The following is a 14890-nucleotide window of genomic DNA, read 5'->3' on the forward strand; positions in this document are numbered from 1 at the left end:
GCTAACATCTAGAGAGGACCAAGTTGGTCTTCTCTTTTTTGATATTGATGGCAATCACAATCCGCTTTTTGAAGTTTTCAAAGTTCCGAAATCCAAAGGCATTACGCTTGATGACTTTGATAAGATTATTGGTAGCTTCCAATTTAGCGTTGGAATAAGGCAATTCCAAGGCGTTTAAAACCTTGTCCTTATCCTTTAGAAACGTCTTAAATACCGTCTGGAAAATAGGGTTAACAGTGGCTATTTCTTGCTCAATTAGGTCAAAGAAATGATCTGAATTCTTCTCTTGGAAATGGAATAAAAGAAGTTGATAGAGTTCATAATGTTGTCGTAACTCATCTGAGTAGGATAGGAGCTTGTCTAAGATTTCCTTATTGGTCAAATGCATTCGAAAGGTTGGGCGATAAAACCGCTTGTCACTGAGTTTACGGCTATCTTGTTGTACCAGTTTCCAGTAGCGTTTGAGCGTCTTGTATTCATGCGATTTGCGGTCAAAAGCATTCATGATTTGGGTACGGACACGGTTCATAGCACGGCTGAGATGTTGCACAACGTGGAAGCGATCAAGCACTATTTTGGCATTCGGAAAAAGCTTCTTAGCGAGGACATAATAGGGGCTAAACATGTCCATAGTGATGATTTTAACGCGGTTTCTGACCTTTCTAGGGTATCTCAGAAAGTGATTTCGGATGGTTGCTTGCGTTCTTCCATCAAGGATAGCGATGATGTTATTTGTGTCAAAATCTTGAGCGATAAAGCTCATTTTCCCTTTCTTGAAGGCATACTCATCCCAGGACATGACTTCTGGAAGCTTATCCCAATCCGTTTCAAATTTAAACTCATTGAGTTTTCGAATAACTGTAGATGTAGAAATGGAGAGTCTGTGTGCGATATGTGTCATTGCTTGCTTTTCGATGAGTAATTGTGCGATTTTCTGGTTGACAGCGACAGCGATTTGATGGTTTTTCTTAACAATAGGAGTTTCAGCGACCGCCATTTTCCCACATTCCTTGCATTTGAAACGACGCTTTCGAAGGCGGATAAGTAGCGGGTAGCCAGCAGTTTCTAAGTAGGGGATTTTAGAGGCTTTCTGGAAGTCGTACTTAGCCATTTGTCTGAAAAGGCAACAGTTTTCTGTACAGTCTTATAAAGTGTTTTTCTTAAGCGATACCTCGCTTAGCTATGGGAGTTTGGTAATTGAGACTACCGTGAATACGATGATGGTTCCACCAGTGGACATAGTCTCTTGTCTTGATGGCCAGTTCTTCCAGTGTTGAAAATTGTTCTTGATAAACAAACTCAATCTTGAAAGCACGGTAGGTGCTTTCAGCCACGGCATTGTCATAAGGGCAACCAGCTTGACTAAGAGAACGGGTGATACCAAAGGCCACTAGCATCTCATCAATCAGCTGATTATCGAACTCCTTGCCACGGTCAGAATGAAAAAGATTGACCTTGGTTAAAGCATAAGGGATACTCTGAATTGCTTGCTTTACCAGATCTGCGGTCTTCTGCCAACCGACTGACAGGCCAATGATTTCTCGATTAAAGAGGTCGATGATGAGGCAAACGTAAGCCCAACGCTGGTCTATACGAACATAGGTCAAGTCCGTGACAAGGGCTTCTAAAGGCTTGTGTTGGTCGAATTGTCGATCTAAGAGATTAGGAATGGGAGCTTCGTTCTTCCCTTTAGAACGAGGCTTGAAGACAGCTTTCTGGTAAACAGAGACCAAATTTAGGCGCTTCATGATGCGCCGAATCCGTCGGAGAGACAAGCAGATGCCTTCAGCTTCCAGGCATTTCTTGATTTTCCTAGCCCCGTATCTGGACTTGCTTTCAGAGAAAATGTTTCTAACCTTTCCTTCAATCTCTGCTTCAGATACAGGTTCAACGGCTTTGTAATAATAGCTAGAACGCGGGATATTTAAGCAACGGCACATGTCTACAATTTTGTATTTATCTTTATTAGCGGTGATTACTTCCCTTTTTGCGCCATAATCACCGCTGCTTGCTTTAAGATGTCAACCTGCATTTCAAGCTCTTTGTTTCGTTTTCTGAGGGCAATCAGCTCGCGCTGTTCAGCAGTAAGGTTATCAACGGTCTTAAACGATCCAGTTGTTTTGGATTGTTTCACCCACTTATCGAAGGTTGAAGGGGTTAGCTCATATTCTCTGATGAGCTCACTACGCTTTTTCCCTGCTTGGTAAAGGTCAACGATTTGTTTTTTGAAATCATCGGTGAAGTGACGACGTGGTTTTCTAGACATAAGGGATTCCTCTTTTCTTTAGTTCAGTGTAGAACACTTTATAATTTTTGTCTAGTTTAGTGTAACCTATTCAGTCCCTTGCAGGAAGGGCATTTAGGGGCTGTGTAATCCAAGTGACCGTGGAGTTCTAAGTGTGTTCCCATGTCGCATTCATTAGTGATCGTGATATTTTTGTCTTTCATTTTGAGAAAATTTGTGATAAGATTTAGTTGTTCCATATGAGTCTTTCTAAATGATAGTTTCTTCGCTTTTCATTATAGGTCATATGGAACTTTTTTTCCACATTGAAAAAGGCTCCATAATCTCTGTGGCGGGCGTACCCACTACAGATATTATAGAGCCCTGATTTAAAGCGACAGGATAAAAGAGACTGAAATAACATTTTCAGTCTCTTTATTTTGGGCTAATTCCCAGCGTAATACGGCCAATTCGGCTAATGCGTGTCATTTTCCAGACAGGAGACCAAACAACTTCAATCCCTGCATTTTCAATGCCGTCAATCTTCTTTAGCGCATCAATCAGCTCTTCTGGCAAGGTTTCCGAGCAGGTACAACCAGCATCTGTGAACGTCATGACTACTTTACAAAATCCATTTTCATCTAGATGAATTTCATAAATCAGGCCCAGATTATAAATATCTAGTTCAATTTCTGGGTCATAAATGCTTTCTAAGGTTTGAATCAATTGATCTTCCAATGCTAATGCGCGATCATTGATTTTGATATCTTCTCTCATTCTACCCCTCTGCAACCTTCTTTCTATTGATACAAAAACCAAAACAGCTTCTCTTGTTGATTTTTCTTGAGTAATATTTTCTCATATTTCCTAAAAATTTTCAAGAATAATGGAAATCATTTCAAAAAAAGCAGCCAAAAGGCTGTTTTTAATCTTTATTCTCTAATGCGCGTAACATTTGGTCAATCTTATTCCCGTATTCAATAGATTGGTCTTTTTCAAAGACAAGGTCTGGGATTTTATACAAGGTGAGCTTGTGGCCAAGTTCCCGTTTAATGGTGCCTTTTGCCTTTTCAAGCCCTGTCTGCGCTTTTTGATTTTCTGAAGCCAAATCACTCATAATTGAGTAATACACTTTAGCCACAGATAAATCACCAAGCATCTGCACATCTGTGATTGTTACGCCCTGGACACGTGGATCACGGACTTTCTTTTGTAAAATCTCATTGACTTCACGTTTAATTTCCATGCCGACACGGTCCATGCGAAAATGATTTGCCATATTCGTTCCTCCTTTTTAAAGGATTTTCTAATTTCCAACACTCTGCAACTGAATCATCTAATGAATCTGTCTAAAGAGATAACTTTCTTTTTGAGTGGGACAGACCAGGATGCCCTTGGGGGACCTAGGACTTTTTTATGCTCTCACTACTTAGCTAACTGAACACGCCCTAAGTGCTGTGCAAAATAGAGAGTTCATCCTAGGAGCAAGCGCTCCGTCGTTAGAACCCCTAATTTTGCTTAGCACTTTACGGGCTTTGTATCTTAACTAACCGAACACACCCTAAACACTGTGTGAAAAAGACAAGTCTTCCTAGAGCCTACAGGCTCTATGTCAGATTTGCTATTTTCACTTGGTGTTTTACGGGCTTTGTATCTTATTTTTTAATCTCTTCCATGATGTAGGCTTCGATGACATCGTCAACTTTGAGGTCGTTGTAGTTGTCAATCATGAGTCCGCCTTCACGGCCATTAGTGATTTCTTTGACGTCATCTTTGAAATGTTTCAAGCTCGCAAGTTTTCCGTCAAAGACAACAACGCCATCTCGGATGACACGAACGCTTGAGTCACGAGTAACTTTTCCGCTAATCACCATAAATCCACCGATGGTGCCCACTTTTGAAACTTTAAAGGTTTCACGAACGAGTGCTTCACCGATAATTTTTTCTTGATATTCAGGATCCAACATCCCCTTCATCGCATCTTCCATCTCTTCGATAACCTTGTAGATGATACTGTGGAGACGGATTTCGACATCGTCAGATTCTGCTTGTTGGCGTGCTTGCGGTGTAGGGCGAACACTAAATCCAATGATAAAGGCATTTGATGCTTCTGCCAAGGTTACATCAGATTCATTAATTGCACCAACTGCTGAATGGACGATATTAACACGAACACCTTCTACTTCAATCTTCTGAAGAGAAGAAGCGAGCGCTTCAACCGAACCTTGTACATCGGCCTTGATGATGACATTAACAGATTTGACTTCTCCTGCTTTAAGAGTATCAAAGAGGTTCTCAAGACTAACACGTTGAGTAATTTGACGTTGTTTCAAGAGGGCACGTTTTGCACGTTCTTCCCCTGCCGCACGCGCTGATTTTTCATCTTCATAAACCGCAAAATGATCACCAGCCATCGGCGCTTCATTTAGACCTGTAATCGAAACTGGAGTAGATGGTCCAGCTACTTTCACACGACGACCAAGGTCATTGGTCATGGCACGAACACGTCCAAAGGTATTTCCGACAACAATCGGATCTTGCACATTCAAGGTACCTTGTTGAACAAGAAGGGTCGCTACTGCACCTTTACCTTTATCCAAATGCGCTTCAATAACAGTACCAATCGCACGAACAGTTGGATCAGCTTTCAACTCTTGGATTTCAGCAACTAGTAAAACGGTTTCTAGCAATTCATCAATATTTTGGTTGAATTTGGCTGAAATTTCGACAAATTCACAGTCGCCACCCCAAGCTGTTGAGATAACACCATGCTCTGCCAATTCACCAATCACCCGCTCAGGGTTTGCACCTGGCTTGTCAATCTTGTTAATGGCTACAATGATTGGAACATTAGCCGCTTTAGAGTGATTGATTGCTTCAATCGTCTGTGGCATCACGCCATCATCTGCGGCAACGACTAAAATCGTTAAGTCCGTAACCGATGCCCCACGCGCACGCATACTTGTAAAGGCCGCGTGTCCTGGTGTATCAAGGAAGGTGATTTTTCTGCCACCTTCTTCAATTTGGTAGGCACCGATATGTTGCGTGATTCCCCCAGCTTCGCCAGTTGCGACACGTGAATTCCGAAGGGTATCTAAAAGAGTCGTTTTCCCGTGGTCAACGTGTCCCATAATGGTTACTACAGGTGGACGTTCGACCATTGCTTCTTCGTTCAGGTAGCCTTCTTCTACGAAGAAACGCTCGATATCCGCATTGTCCACTTCAATCTTTTCTTTGGCCTCGATTCCGTAGTCTACCATCAATAATTCAATGGTATCACCGTCCAAGGATTGGTTTTGAGTTGCCATCACACCCATCATAAAGAGTTTCTTCACAATTTCAGCCGGCTCACGCTTGATGCGTTTTGCAATTTCAGCGACTGTCATGCCTGATGTGTATTCAAACTCAGTCGGTAATTCATGGAACTTACGTTCAGTGGCAGGTTTCACAACCGTTTGTTGTTTCCCTTTTTTGTTTTTCTTGTTTGGATTCCAGTTACTATTTCTTTGATTTCTCACTTGATTTTGACTATTTCGATTCTTTTGTTGTTTCCGTGGACCTTCTTCTTCGTGATCAAAATCATCACGACGCTTTTCTGGTCGAGTTTGTTTTTTCCGACGTTTGTCTGCAGCAGGTAGTTCTTCGATGACTGGTGGCGCAACCTTTTTCGGTTTTGGCTCTATCACAGGCTCTTCGAACTTGATTTCTTTTGGCTTTTGCGGCTGCTTCTTCGCTTCCTGTGCTTGGCGGAAGCGTTCTTCACTCGTACGAGCGTATTCTTGCAGTTGCTCTGCCTTTAAGGCTGCTGCTCGAGCTTTGAAATCAATTTTCGCTCGTGGCTCTTCTACTTTTGGACGTTGTTCAGAACGATTCGGACGTTGGCTCGCTTGTGCCGAACGCTTATCAAAGCTTTGTCCCTTATTTCTGCGGTCTTGTTCTTTGCGGTCACGATGTGGTTTTTGCTGACCTTTTGCGCCTTGCTCTTGCTGACGTCCTTGATTCTTGCCTTGATTTCGTCTTGCTGCCTGCTCTTTGGCACGTGCTTCACGCTCTGCCTTAAAGTTTCGACTTTTTGGACGATTAGACGGAGCTTGAGGAGCGGCTGGTTTTGCTTCCTTGCTCACTTCTTCTACCACTTGCTCTGTCCTTTTAGGAGCAGTTTCTGGCTTTGCTTCTTGAGCAGGAGCTTTTTTAACCGTCTCAGCTACCTTTTCTACTGTCTTTTTCACTCCAGAAAATCCGTCAACAATCCGTTGTGCAACCTCTGCTTCGACGCTAGAGGAGTGGCTTTTGACCTCAATTCCTAGTTCTTTTGCCTTGGCGACCACTTCCTTGCTTTCTTTGCCCAATTCCTTGGCAATCTCATACAATCTCTTCTTAGACAACATCTTGTCCTCCTGTTCTATTCCATAATAGACCTCATTTTCTTAGTAAATCCAGCATCTGTCACAGCCAGCACCTTACGTGGTTTGCCGACTGCAGAGCTTAATTCCAGCGTTGAAAACGCGGTAACGACTTCTACCTGATAGGTACGACTTTTATCTGTCACTTTCTTACTGAGATTTGGACCAGCATCATGCGCCAAAAAGACCAATTTTGCTTTTTGCTTTTGAATGCTCTCAACGACCAGCTCTTCGCCTGAAATCAAACGACCAGCCCGCTGTGCCAATCCCAGTAAATTTAATAGTTTTTGCTGGTTATTCAAGACCCAGTTCTCTCCTTTTGACCTTATGATCAACATAGGCAATCAATTCATCGTAGAACTCGTCAGCTACTTCCATGCTAAAGGCACGGTCAAATACCCGTTTTTTCTTCGCCTGAGTGGCTTCTGTATTATCCAGCTTGATATAAGCTCCACGACCATTTGCCTTTCCTGTCGGATCAATAAAGACTTGGCCTTCTTTATTTTTCACAATACGCAACAAATCACGCTTGTCAATGATTTCTCCTGAAACAACCGATTTTCGTAAGGGGATTTTTCTAGCTTTTGCCATCAGTACCTCCAGACAAGCTTATTCGCCTACTTCTTCTGTTTCGACAGTTTCTGCAACCTCTGCTTCACCATAAAGTGCCGCTTCCATGGCTTCGTATTCTGAAGCAGACTTGATATCGATACGGAAGCCCGTCAAATGAGCGGCTAAGCGAACGTTTTGTCCACGGCGACCAATGGCAAGAGACAATTTATCATCTGGCACAACAACTGTTGCGTGCTTGCCGTCTTCTGTGTCAAAGATAACTTGGTCAACTTCTGCTGGCGCAAGTGCATTGTAGATAAATTCTGCTTCGTCTGGCACCCACTCAATGACATCGATGTTTTCTTCGATTGGAATCATACGGTCTAACTTGGCATCATAGCGTGCTGGGTGAAATTTGCCTGTAATCTTCTTGATATTTGAACCACCACGACCAACGATTGTTCCGATAGCATCCACATTTGGATTGTGGCTGCGAACCGCAACCTTGGTCCGGTCACCTGCTTCACGAGCCACACTCATAATTTCCACCGTGCCATCGTACACTTCTGGAATTTCTTGCTCCATCAATCGCTTGATCATTTCTGGATGACTGCGGCTAACAAATACATTAACCCCACGCGCATTGTCTTCAACCTTGTAGACATACACGTCAATGCGGTCATGCGATTGGAAGACTTCGCCAGGAATCTGATCTTGCTTGGATAGTTGTGCTTCAATATTGCCTAAGTTGACATAGATGAAACGGTTGTCAAAGCGTTCAACAGTTCCAGACATGATTTCTTTTTCATGAGCCTTATAGGTATTATAGGTAATCGCACGTGTTTGCTTGCGCATTTTTTCCATAATGGTTTGTTTGGCAGATTGAGCGGCTACTCGACCAAATTCTGCAGGTGATTCTTCGAACTTAATCTTATCCCCTAGTTCATAGGCTGAAGAAATAGCCAAGGCATCTTTTAAACTAATTTCCAGACGACTATCAAAGACTTCGTCTACAACCTCACGGACAGTATAGACACGAAAGTCTCCTTTTTTCTCATCAAACTCAATAGCAGCCGATTCTGATTGACCATAGCGGCGCTTATAAGCTGAGCGAAGCGACTCCATAACCGCCTCAATGATGTCTTCCTTTTTGATCCCCTTGTCTTCCTCTAAAATACGGAAGGCTTCTAGCATTTCTTTACTCATCTTGTTTTCCTTTTTTCAAAAGGTCCTTTCTTTTAAATTTTTACAGCCAGACGTGCTTTTGCTACTGTCTGATAGGGAATAGTTACTTGTTTCTTTCTGGTTTTATCCATGTATTCTATCTGTAATTCCTGGTTCTCAAAGGAAAGGAGCGTTCCTTCAAACACCTTGTTTTTTTCAATTGCTTGATAGAGCTTTACATGAATGTATTGACCAACAGCCTTTTCAACTGATTCAGCATTTTTTAAGGGTCGCTCAAGACCAGGGCTAGTGACTTCTAGCATATACTGTTCTGGAAATGGATCCGGTTGAATCTGATCCAACAGCGGACTAATCACTTCGGACAGCTCAGCCGTATCATTGAGGGAAATGCCTCCCTCCTTATCTACAAAAATCGATAGGACATAGTCGCCACCCATCTTGCCATACTCCACATCAACAAGCTCATAAGGAGCTACAATGTGAGGAGTAATCGCCTGCGTGACAATGTCTACAATCGTCGCCATGGCATACCTCCTTCTAGTTACATATCGAAAGGGCTGGTACAAGACCAACCCTCCTTTTCTCTATTTTTTGTCATTATAGCACAATTCCAAGGCTTTGTAAAGAAATATGCTGTGGTGAGCACGGCGTACGCATAACGAAAGCAGATATCGGCGTTTTTCAAACTATTTTCACCCTATTTACTTGCATGCTCTGGTTCAGCCTTGTTTTCATCTGCAGGTTAACAAGCTTTTAAGAAAATCTGAAACTGATGGACTTTCTGCGTCTGTCGTGTCTTCCTCAATCATCCTGCAACAGTCGGCGAAGCGGCTCCGTAATACTCGTCAACATTCAACAGCTGACATCGTGACCTCACCTTGCTGAACCCTAGTTCTACCCGCCGTTTCACTACTTAGTCAGATGTGGATGGTTACAGATTATGAAACGCTTTCTCCTGCCACTACTCCTAGCTGACAAGCGGTATCTCTTCGGCTAAAAATCAGGAAAATCTATCGAACATACAGGTGAAATATGATATAATCAAATCAGTATAAAGACAATGAAAGGAGACGTAGCGAGCTACTGTAAACCGTAGTTTGCTACTACATAACAAATGGGTAGATATAGTTATCTTGAGGTGAAGTATCATTACTCCCCTAGGTCTGGCAAAATCGAAAGATGTTTTGCTTCAACAAACAACAAATGCCCTTATAGAACAGGAGCTCATGGTGCAAGTAAAGAAGCGGTCCAACCATTTGCTGACTGGGAAATCGCCGTCACTTCTAGACTCCCTCAGTACCAGCAAGATTATTTTATTAAAGACCAAGCATTCGCTAAAGGCCCTGTGATTTCATTATCTTCTGATTACAACCCTCCTTATAAGGTAACTTTAGAAACTATGGAGTATTTAGGGCTAACAGACAATGAAATTTCATTCTTTAAAACTTATGATGAAATTGTGATTGTACCTAGAACCAAAGAAGGAGCTCAATCTGAATTCCAAGAAAAGAATCACTGTGACAGAATTTTTGAAGATTTGAGACGCCAATGGGAAATAGGGAAACTTGGTGACAGAGACCTTAGGGAAAGTGCCCCTTATGAAAGATGGGACCTTATGCCGTATATTGAGCATAGTATAAAGACTCATTCACTACAATTTGATAAAGTCGTGAAAAGGCCCGGGCCTGATGAAGAACCTTACTCCATGGCTAAAGTATGGGAAGACTGGATTAAATATAAAGACAAAAAAGGTGAACTGATCGAATTAGAAAGAAATAACAACCAATACTATGTCTATGGAGCATACTCAGCAGAGAATATGGAAAAACAACTCTATCCAGAGCGCTTCAAAGATGAGAAAAAGTATAACGAATAGATAGACCACAAACGCAATAGGTGACGAAAATGAAATACCATATCGATGCACAAGGTAAGGTCAGTAGATGTATCACATTCTTTAAACCTTGCCCTTATACTCTACACTTTGATACCCAGTCAGAAGGCCAACGTTATTTATCAGAATGGGAAGATAATAGATTACATTATCCTGAGTTTGCTAATGAAGAAATCTTAGAACCTAATCATAAATTATTAGCTTATGCCTCTGAATTTAAAGATAAAAAATATTTTGAAGGTATAGAAACGAATGAGAGTACTTTTGCTATCATAAAAACAGAAAATACAGAAGAACGTCTTTCGGAAGAAATTATTAAACTTATAAATGAAGATAAAATCGAAATTGAAAACATTGGAAGAGCATCAAGTGTTTCAAAATGGGTTGGTTTTAGAGAAACTACTGATGATTTAGCAAAAACTAGTTTAGAAAAAGTGGAAGAAGGGGACATGTATGAAGCAAGATGGAGAGGATATTACAAAGCGACTCTAGTTGACCTTGTTTCTGAACCTTTAAATAATCAGACGACAGTAGATATTGCACAACATTTTGGTTATATTGTGTCAGACATTTATATAAATAAAAATTCTACTTTAAGAGTGTTTACTAGAGAACATTTTAATGATTATGATTTCTCAGATTATATTGAATAGAGAAAGGAGTAAAGATGACTAAATACCATATAAAAAAAGATGGTTCAGTCGGAGTCTGTACGGCAACAAAATCTTGTCCTTTAGGTGGCCCTAGCTGTCATTTTGAAACTATTGAAGAAGCAGAGAAACTTGCAGATAGATATAATGAACTTTCTGTAGCAGGGTTTTATGATGAAGTTAGACTTTCAAGCATTTTCACAGTAAATGCTCCTAAATCTCACACTGCCACTTATGTTTCTGAAACTCAAATTAAAAACCTTCCAACGGCTGATTTGATTTTGTTGGCAGATGAAGATAAAGTAAATGAACTTAAAGAAGAAAACAAAGAAACTATGGAATACCTAGGATATGCAGAAATGTCCCTTGCTTATGTAGAAGAGCGCTTAAGTTATCTTGGTTCCCCTTCTGGTCGACTAGATGCACTTGCAGATTATGAAGATAAAGTAAGAAAAGAAAAACTTCGTTTTGTTGAACCAATTGTCCTTAAAGATTTCCCTTTGAGAGCTGTTATTTCTTATGATAATAAAGTAATTGCTCATGGGGATATTAGTTTATTTGTCGATGAAAGAACAGGAATTCCACTTAAAAAAATTAAAGTAACTCAGGCGGATGACCCAAAAGATTTAAAAAAATTGGAACCGGCAGTAGGGTTCTTTAGTACTCCTGAGGTTAAAAATTTTATTAAAGCATCTGATAAATATAGGGCAGATTTAGAGCGAATTAATGTTCAAAAGGTTGCTGCTGAAAGAGTCCGCTATGATGTGAGACAACTGCATACTATGAGAATTCAAACAGAAAATGCTTTGATAGAGTACCACAGAGACCTGGAACCGATGAGAGAGAGAATAAACATCCAGCGATTAGCCTCCGAAGAACTCGCTAGAAGAGACCAGAAACAACGTGCACATTAAGAACCTGCATTTCCTCAAAAATCTAACACCTTGATGAACGAAAAACGATTTCTTATATAAAAGCACTGCACTTGTGCACACAGGTTCTAAAAAAAGCAAGATAGCCATGTGAGCTACCTTGCTTTTTTACATCCGTTTAGAGCCATGCTGTGAATGAAGTGTACCAGTTCACTACCAATAAAAACAGGGTAATCAGCTGTACAGGCCACCAAATCAAGTAAAGGATAATCAGAAGCATACCACGCACATTCCATTTGATAAACCATCTAGCACAGATACTGATAAGCGTCAGCTGTATCACCGTCATGATAAATTGTGGCATTACTACATTCAGCTCCATGTAATCCGTAGAACGCAGAACCGTCAGCCCTTTCAACACAAACGAGATAAGACTCAATACCGTAAAGAGCAGCAGCAACCATGACAAAATGATCCCTATCAGCGAATGATCCTTCGGTTTTTCCATACGACCACAGTCATTGCGGACTAGTTTCGGGTGCCGGCTAAAATTACAGTTCCAAACAGCCCAAGCCATATGAGCAACAATCAGTAGATTTACCGTCGTAAAAAATAGAATATAAGCAGTCATCCTAGCCCCTCTTTCATTTGTTTTAGCGCATCTGTTTGATTTCGTTTCCATTATACCATATCAGACGTAGAGTTGTAGCCCTTTTTTGTCCAATGGCACACACCTTTGAGAAAAAAGAACTTGCAAAATCATGAACTCTTATCGTTTGATACCAACAGCTGACGTCGTTACCTCACGACGCTAGTTTTACCTGCCGTTTCGCTGCTTAGCCAGATGGTGATTTTCATCGAGTAGGAGAGTCTGTCGGACTAGAAAGCAAAAGAGCGAGGGTCAGCCGATTTCTCTGAAAACACGACTGAACCTCGCTTTTTTTATCCCTATTTACTGAACTAGTGAATCAGCTATTCTTCCGAGCTATCGACTGATGACGGTGCATCAAGCAAGGGGCTACTTGACTGGCTATAGGTCGTTCCCGTTACTGGACTGACTCCTGTATAGGCGTCAACAAGCGGGATAGGACTTGACAGACCAAAAAGCAGTTCCTTGACTTTAACATTTGTCCGTAGTTCGGTAGAAGTAGGTGCGTCAATTGATTTTTTAATGATATTTTGTATCTCAAGCACTTCTTCACTCGTTGGAATCTGATAGGATAGACCATCAATCATTTCGCCGTCCCCGTCCAATTGGTAGGTTTCAATTGTATTTAGCGAATCCCTATATCCTAGCAGGCCTGGCAAGGTCCGTGGGGTAATGGCCACATTGGTGCGCATATTGTTCGACACAGCGTCCAAAATCGGCTTATACTGAGTGATCCCATCTAGCTGGAGTAATTTCTTGACAATCGCTTGAATGACCTCACGCTGCCGTTTTTGTCGACCGACATCTCCTTCTGGATCATCATACCGCATCCGGGAATAGACCAGCGCTTGATTTCCGTTGACCAGCTGAACACCAGGTTCTACAACAGCCGTGTAGTCTGGCTCATGCTCACTGATGGAAATGGGAAAGCCCAATGTATTATTCACTGTAATGCCACCTACCGCATCAACCAATTCAATCAAGCCGTCCATATTGATTTCGACGTAGCGATCAATCGGGATATCCAACATTTTCTCCACTGTTGCGACCGTCATCGGAGCCTGCCCATAGCTGTAGGAATGATTCAGTTTTTCAGCGGTACCACTCGATGTCCCGTCCGCATTGGCAATTTCTACCATGATATCCCGCGTCAAGCTGACCAGTGTCGTCTTGTGCGTCTTGGGATTGACGGTCATCAAAATCATCGAATCGCTTCGGCCATCTTCCCAATTGCCACCACGGCTAGCCTGATCCATATCAACCCCCATCAAAAGGACGGTCAAGGGTTTCGTGGCTTCAATCGCCTGATCTTCGACCTCACCTCCAAGAGCCTTGTAGGTCTTTGAAAAACTATCTGTTGAATAATTCAAAACCGTCGTCGCATACAAAACCCCTGCACCAACTGTGAGGCTAATAATTGCGAGAAGCATGAGAAAAATTTTCTTACCAATACTCATTTATCGTTTATCAACTTGCCCATATAATACAGGTCAAGCCATTCTCCTTCGTCTGTTCTAGCACCCCATTTTTGGGTACCTTCAATGTCAAAGCCTAGGGCTTGATACAAGGCCACCGCCCGTTCATTTCGGACTTGAACCGTCAGCTCTAGCCGTTTGATGACTCCATACACTCTTGCCCATTCGACCACTTCTTCAAGCAATACACGGCCGATACCATGCCCCCAGTACTCTTTTCGTACAGCAATAAAGACATTACCGATATGACTAATCCGATACTGGCTCGAAGCACGCACCGTCACTGCTCCTACGATGTCGCCCTCACATATGGCTAGCAAGTGAAGATAGTTTGGGCTATCTACGCTATTGTCAAAGACAAAGGCTAGCTCCTCTGATGTAAACTGAAACCCCGTCTCATCCATCACAAGAAAGTCCGTCTCAATTGCCACCTGATTCATAAAGTCAATAAAGGCTGTGGCATGTGCGCTTGTAGCTTGCTCAAAAAAGATTTCCTTTTCAATTTGTACCATGCTCAATCTCTTCTACTAATTCATGACCACGCTTACCTTGTGGCGCCAAGGTCAGCTTACGACCATCATCCACCTTTTCAATGATAATCCGTAGATACTCATCTAGGAGGGTCCCCTCAAGTAGCTCTCCCCACTCAATGACCGTCACACCATCACCGTAAAGAAAGTCATCCAAATCAATCGAATCTGGATCATCTCCAATCCGATAAACATCCAAATGATAAAGAGGAAGGCGTCCCTCATATTCACGGACAATGGTATAGGTGGGACTTTTTATCATCTGCTTAATCTCAAGTCCTTGGGCAATTCCCTTTGTAAAGGTCGTTTTCCCTGCTCCTAGATCGCCTGTCAAGACGAGCACATCACCTGCTTGCAAGAGCTGGCCAATCCGCTTTCCAAGCTCCATCAATTCTTCTTCATTCTGACTATACATGATGATTATTATACCACAGAAGGCGATATTTGTCAGTCTTC

14 protein-coding genes and 4 pseudogenes are annotated in these 14890 nt (G+C 41.9%); 3 read left to right on the forward strand and 15 right to left on the reverse strand.

Features of this window, described 5'->3' with window-relative positions; genetic code table 11:
* Position 1 precedes the first annotated feature (1 nt).
* The 11 genes and pseudogenes from A4H00_RS11355 to rimP all read right to left on the reverse strand — a co-directional run.
* A pseudogene (locus tag A4H00_RS11355) lies at positions 2 to 1114 on the reverse strand (ISL3 family transposase); the annotation flags it as partial.
* A 46-nt stretch (positions 1115 to 1160) separates the two neighbouring features.
* Positions 1161 to 2266 (reverse strand): IS3 family transposase gene (locus A4H00_RS01665; protein WP_099092148.1). Its coding sequence is split into 2 segments (ribosomal slippage): positions 1161 to 1990 and positions 1990 to 2266, totalling 1107 coding nucleotides; the frame shifts between segments, so codons are not numbered across the junction.
* A gap of 74 nt (positions 2267 to 2340) precedes the next feature.
* Positions 2341 to 2484 (reverse strand): annotated as a pseudogene (locus A4H00_RS11765) (ISL3 family transposase); the annotation flags it as partial.
* 175 nt (positions 2485 to 2659) lie between these two features.
* Positions 2660 to 3001 (reverse strand): metal-sulfur cluster assembly factor, encoded by a 342-nt coding sequence (locus tag A4H00_RS01675; RefSeq protein ID WP_067086510.1) that lies wholly within the window; start codon positions 2999 to 3001, stop codon positions 2660 to 2662.
* 148 nt (positions 3002 to 3149) lie between these two features.
* On the reverse strand, positions 3150 to 3503 hold the full coding sequence (gene rbfA / locus A4H00_RS01680; RefSeq protein WP_067086512.1) for a 30S ribosome-binding factor RbfA: 354 nt from the start codon (positions 3501 to 3503) through the stop codon (positions 3150 to 3152).
* 376 nt (positions 3504 to 3879) lie between these two features.
* A pseudogene (infB, locus tag A4H00_RS01685) lies at positions 3880 to 6054 on the reverse strand (translation initiation factor IF-2); the annotation flags it as partial.
* A gap of 173 nt (positions 6055 to 6227) precedes the next feature.
* Positions 6228 to 6609, reverse strand: a pseudogene (locus A4H00_RS12400) (translation initiation factor IF-2 N-terminal domain-containing protein); the annotation flags it as partial.
* A gap of 17 nt (positions 6610 to 6626) precedes the next feature.
* A complete protein-coding gene (locus tag A4H00_RS01690; RefSeq protein ID WP_237334206.1) occupies positions 6627 to 6929 on the reverse strand; it encodes a YlxQ-related RNA-binding protein in 303 nt (100 codons plus the stop codon).
* Positions 6922 to 7218 (reverse strand): RNase P modulator RnpM, encoded by a 297-nt coding sequence (gene rnpM / locus A4H00_RS01695; protein WP_067086518.1) that lies wholly within the window; start codon positions 7216 to 7218, stop codon positions 6922 to 6924. Before rnpM ends, A4H00_RS01690 begins: the two co-directional genes overlap by 8 nt.
* Positions 7219 to 7236: 18 nt before the next feature.
* Positions 7237 to 8385, reverse strand: a complete 1149-nt coding sequence (gene nusA / locus A4H00_RS01700) for a transcription termination factor NusA (RefSeq protein WP_067086521.1) — start codon at positions 8383 to 8385, stop codon at positions 7237 to 7239.
* Between the two features lie 32 nt (positions 8386 to 8417).
* On the reverse strand, positions 8418 to 8888 hold the full coding sequence (gene rimP / locus A4H00_RS01705; protein ID WP_067086524.1) for a ribosome maturation factor RimP: 471 nt from the start codon (positions 8886 to 8888) through the stop codon (positions 8418 to 8420).
* Between the two features lie 590 nt (positions 8889 to 9478).
* Between rimP and A4H00_RS01710 the strand changes: the two genes are divergently transcribed.
* Genes A4H00_RS01710 through A4H00_RS01720 form a run of 3 tightly spaced genes read left to right on the forward strand, consistent with a single transcriptional unit; the run spans position 9479 to position 11822 of the window.
* Entirely contained in the window at positions 9479 to 10240 is a 762-nt protein-coding gene (locus A4H00_RS01710; RefSeq protein ID WP_067086527.1) for a hypothetical protein, read from the forward strand.
* 29 nt (positions 10241 to 10269) lie between these two features.
* Entirely contained in the window at positions 10270 to 10911 is a 642-nt protein-coding gene (locus tag A4H00_RS01715; RefSeq protein ID WP_067086529.1) for a hypothetical protein, read from the forward strand.
* Between the two features lie 14 nt (positions 10912 to 10925).
* Positions 10926 to 11822: a hypothetical protein gene (locus A4H00_RS01720; protein WP_067086531.1), complete on the forward strand. Its 897-nt coding sequence runs from the start codon at positions 10926 to 10928 to the stop codon at positions 11820 to 11822.
* Positions 11823 to 11958: 136 nt separating this feature from the next.
* Here A4H00_RS01720 and A4H00_RS11980 read toward each other — a convergent pair whose 3' ends face one another.
* The 4 genes from A4H00_RS11980 to tsaE all read right to left on the reverse strand — a co-directional run bounded on the left by A4H00_RS11980 (position 11959) and on the right by tsaE (position 14852).
* Complete coding sequence (locus A4H00_RS11980) at positions 11959 to 12411, reverse strand: hypothetical protein (RefSeq protein WP_067086533.1); 453 nt, start codon at positions 12409 to 12411, stop codon at positions 11959 to 11961.
* 341 nt (positions 12412 to 12752) lie between these two features.
* Complete coding sequence (gene lytR / locus A4H00_RS01730) at positions 12753 to 13886, reverse strand: glycopolymer--peptidoglycan transferase LytR (RefSeq protein WP_067086536.1); 1134 nt, start codon at positions 13884 to 13886, stop codon at positions 12753 to 12755.
* Positions 13883 to 14416: a GNAT family N-acetyltransferase gene (locus A4H00_RS01735; RefSeq protein WP_082815569.1), complete on the reverse strand. Its 534-nt coding sequence runs from the start codon at positions 14414 to 14416 to the stop codon at positions 13883 to 13885. Before A4H00_RS01735 ends, lytR begins: the two co-directional genes overlap by 4 nt.
* Positions 14403 to 14852: a tRNA (adenosine(37)-N6)-threonylcarbamoyltransferase complex ATPase subunit type 1 TsaE gene (tsaE, locus tag A4H00_RS01740; protein ID WP_099092182.1), complete on the reverse strand. Its 450-nt coding sequence runs from the start codon at positions 14850 to 14852 to the stop codon at positions 14403 to 14405. Before tsaE ends, A4H00_RS01735 begins: the two co-directional genes overlap by 14 nt.
* Between the last annotated feature and the right edge of the window lie 38 nt (positions 14853 to 14890).

The sequence above is a fragment of the Streptococcus marmotae genome (assembly GCF_001623565.1).
In the GTDB taxonomy this organism is placed as follows: domain Bacteria; phylum Bacillota; class Bacilli; order Lactobacillales; family Streptococcaceae; genus Streptococcus; species Streptococcus marmotae.

What these genes read in the sequence shown, in the direction of transcription:
- lytR (WP_067086536.1), bottom strand. Translation starts at nt 13,886, where the DNA reads ATGAGTATTGGTAAGAAAATTTTTCTCATGCTTCTCGCAATTATTAGC.
- A4H00_RS01715 (WP_067086529.1), top strand. Translation starts at nt 10,270, where the DNA reads ATGAAATACCATATCGATGCACAAGGTAAGGTCAGTAGATGTATCACA.
- A4H00_RS01675 (WP_067086510.1), bottom strand. Translation starts at nt 3,001, where the DNA reads ATGAGAGAAGATATCAAAATCAATGATCGCGCATTAGCATTGGAAGAT.
- A4H00_RS11980 (WP_067086533.1), bottom strand. Translation starts at nt 12,411, where the DNA reads ATGACTGCTTATATTCTATTTTTTACGACGGTAAATCTACTGATTGTT.
- A4H00_RS01710 (WP_067086527.1), top strand. Translation starts at nt 9,479, where the DNA reads ATGGGTAGATATAGTTATCTTGAGGTGAAGTATCATTACTCCCCTAGG.
- A4H00_RS01735 (WP_082815569.1), bottom strand. Translation starts at nt 14,416, where the DNA reads ATGGTACAAATTGAAAAGGAAATCTTTTTTGAGCAAGCTACAAGCGCA.
- rbfA (WP_067086512.1), bottom strand. Translation starts at nt 3,503, where the DNA reads ATGGCAAATCATTTTCGCATGGACCGTGTCGGCATGGAAATTAAACGT.
- A4H00_RS01720 (WP_067086531.1), top strand. Translation starts at nt 10,926, where the DNA reads ATGACTAAATACCATATAAAAAAAGATGGTTCAGTCGGAGTCTGTACG.
- rimP (WP_067086524.1), bottom strand. Translation starts at nt 8,888, where the DNA reads ATGGCGACGATTGTAGACATTGTCACGCAGGCGATTACTCCTCACATT.
- rnpM (WP_067086518.1), bottom strand. Translation starts at nt 7,218, where the DNA reads ATGGCAAAAGCTAGAAAAATCCCCTTACGAAAATCGGTTGTTTCAGGA.
- nusA (WP_067086521.1), bottom strand. Translation starts at nt 8,385, where the DNA reads ATGAGTAAAGAAATGCTAGAAGCCTTCCGTATTTTAGAGGAAGACAAG.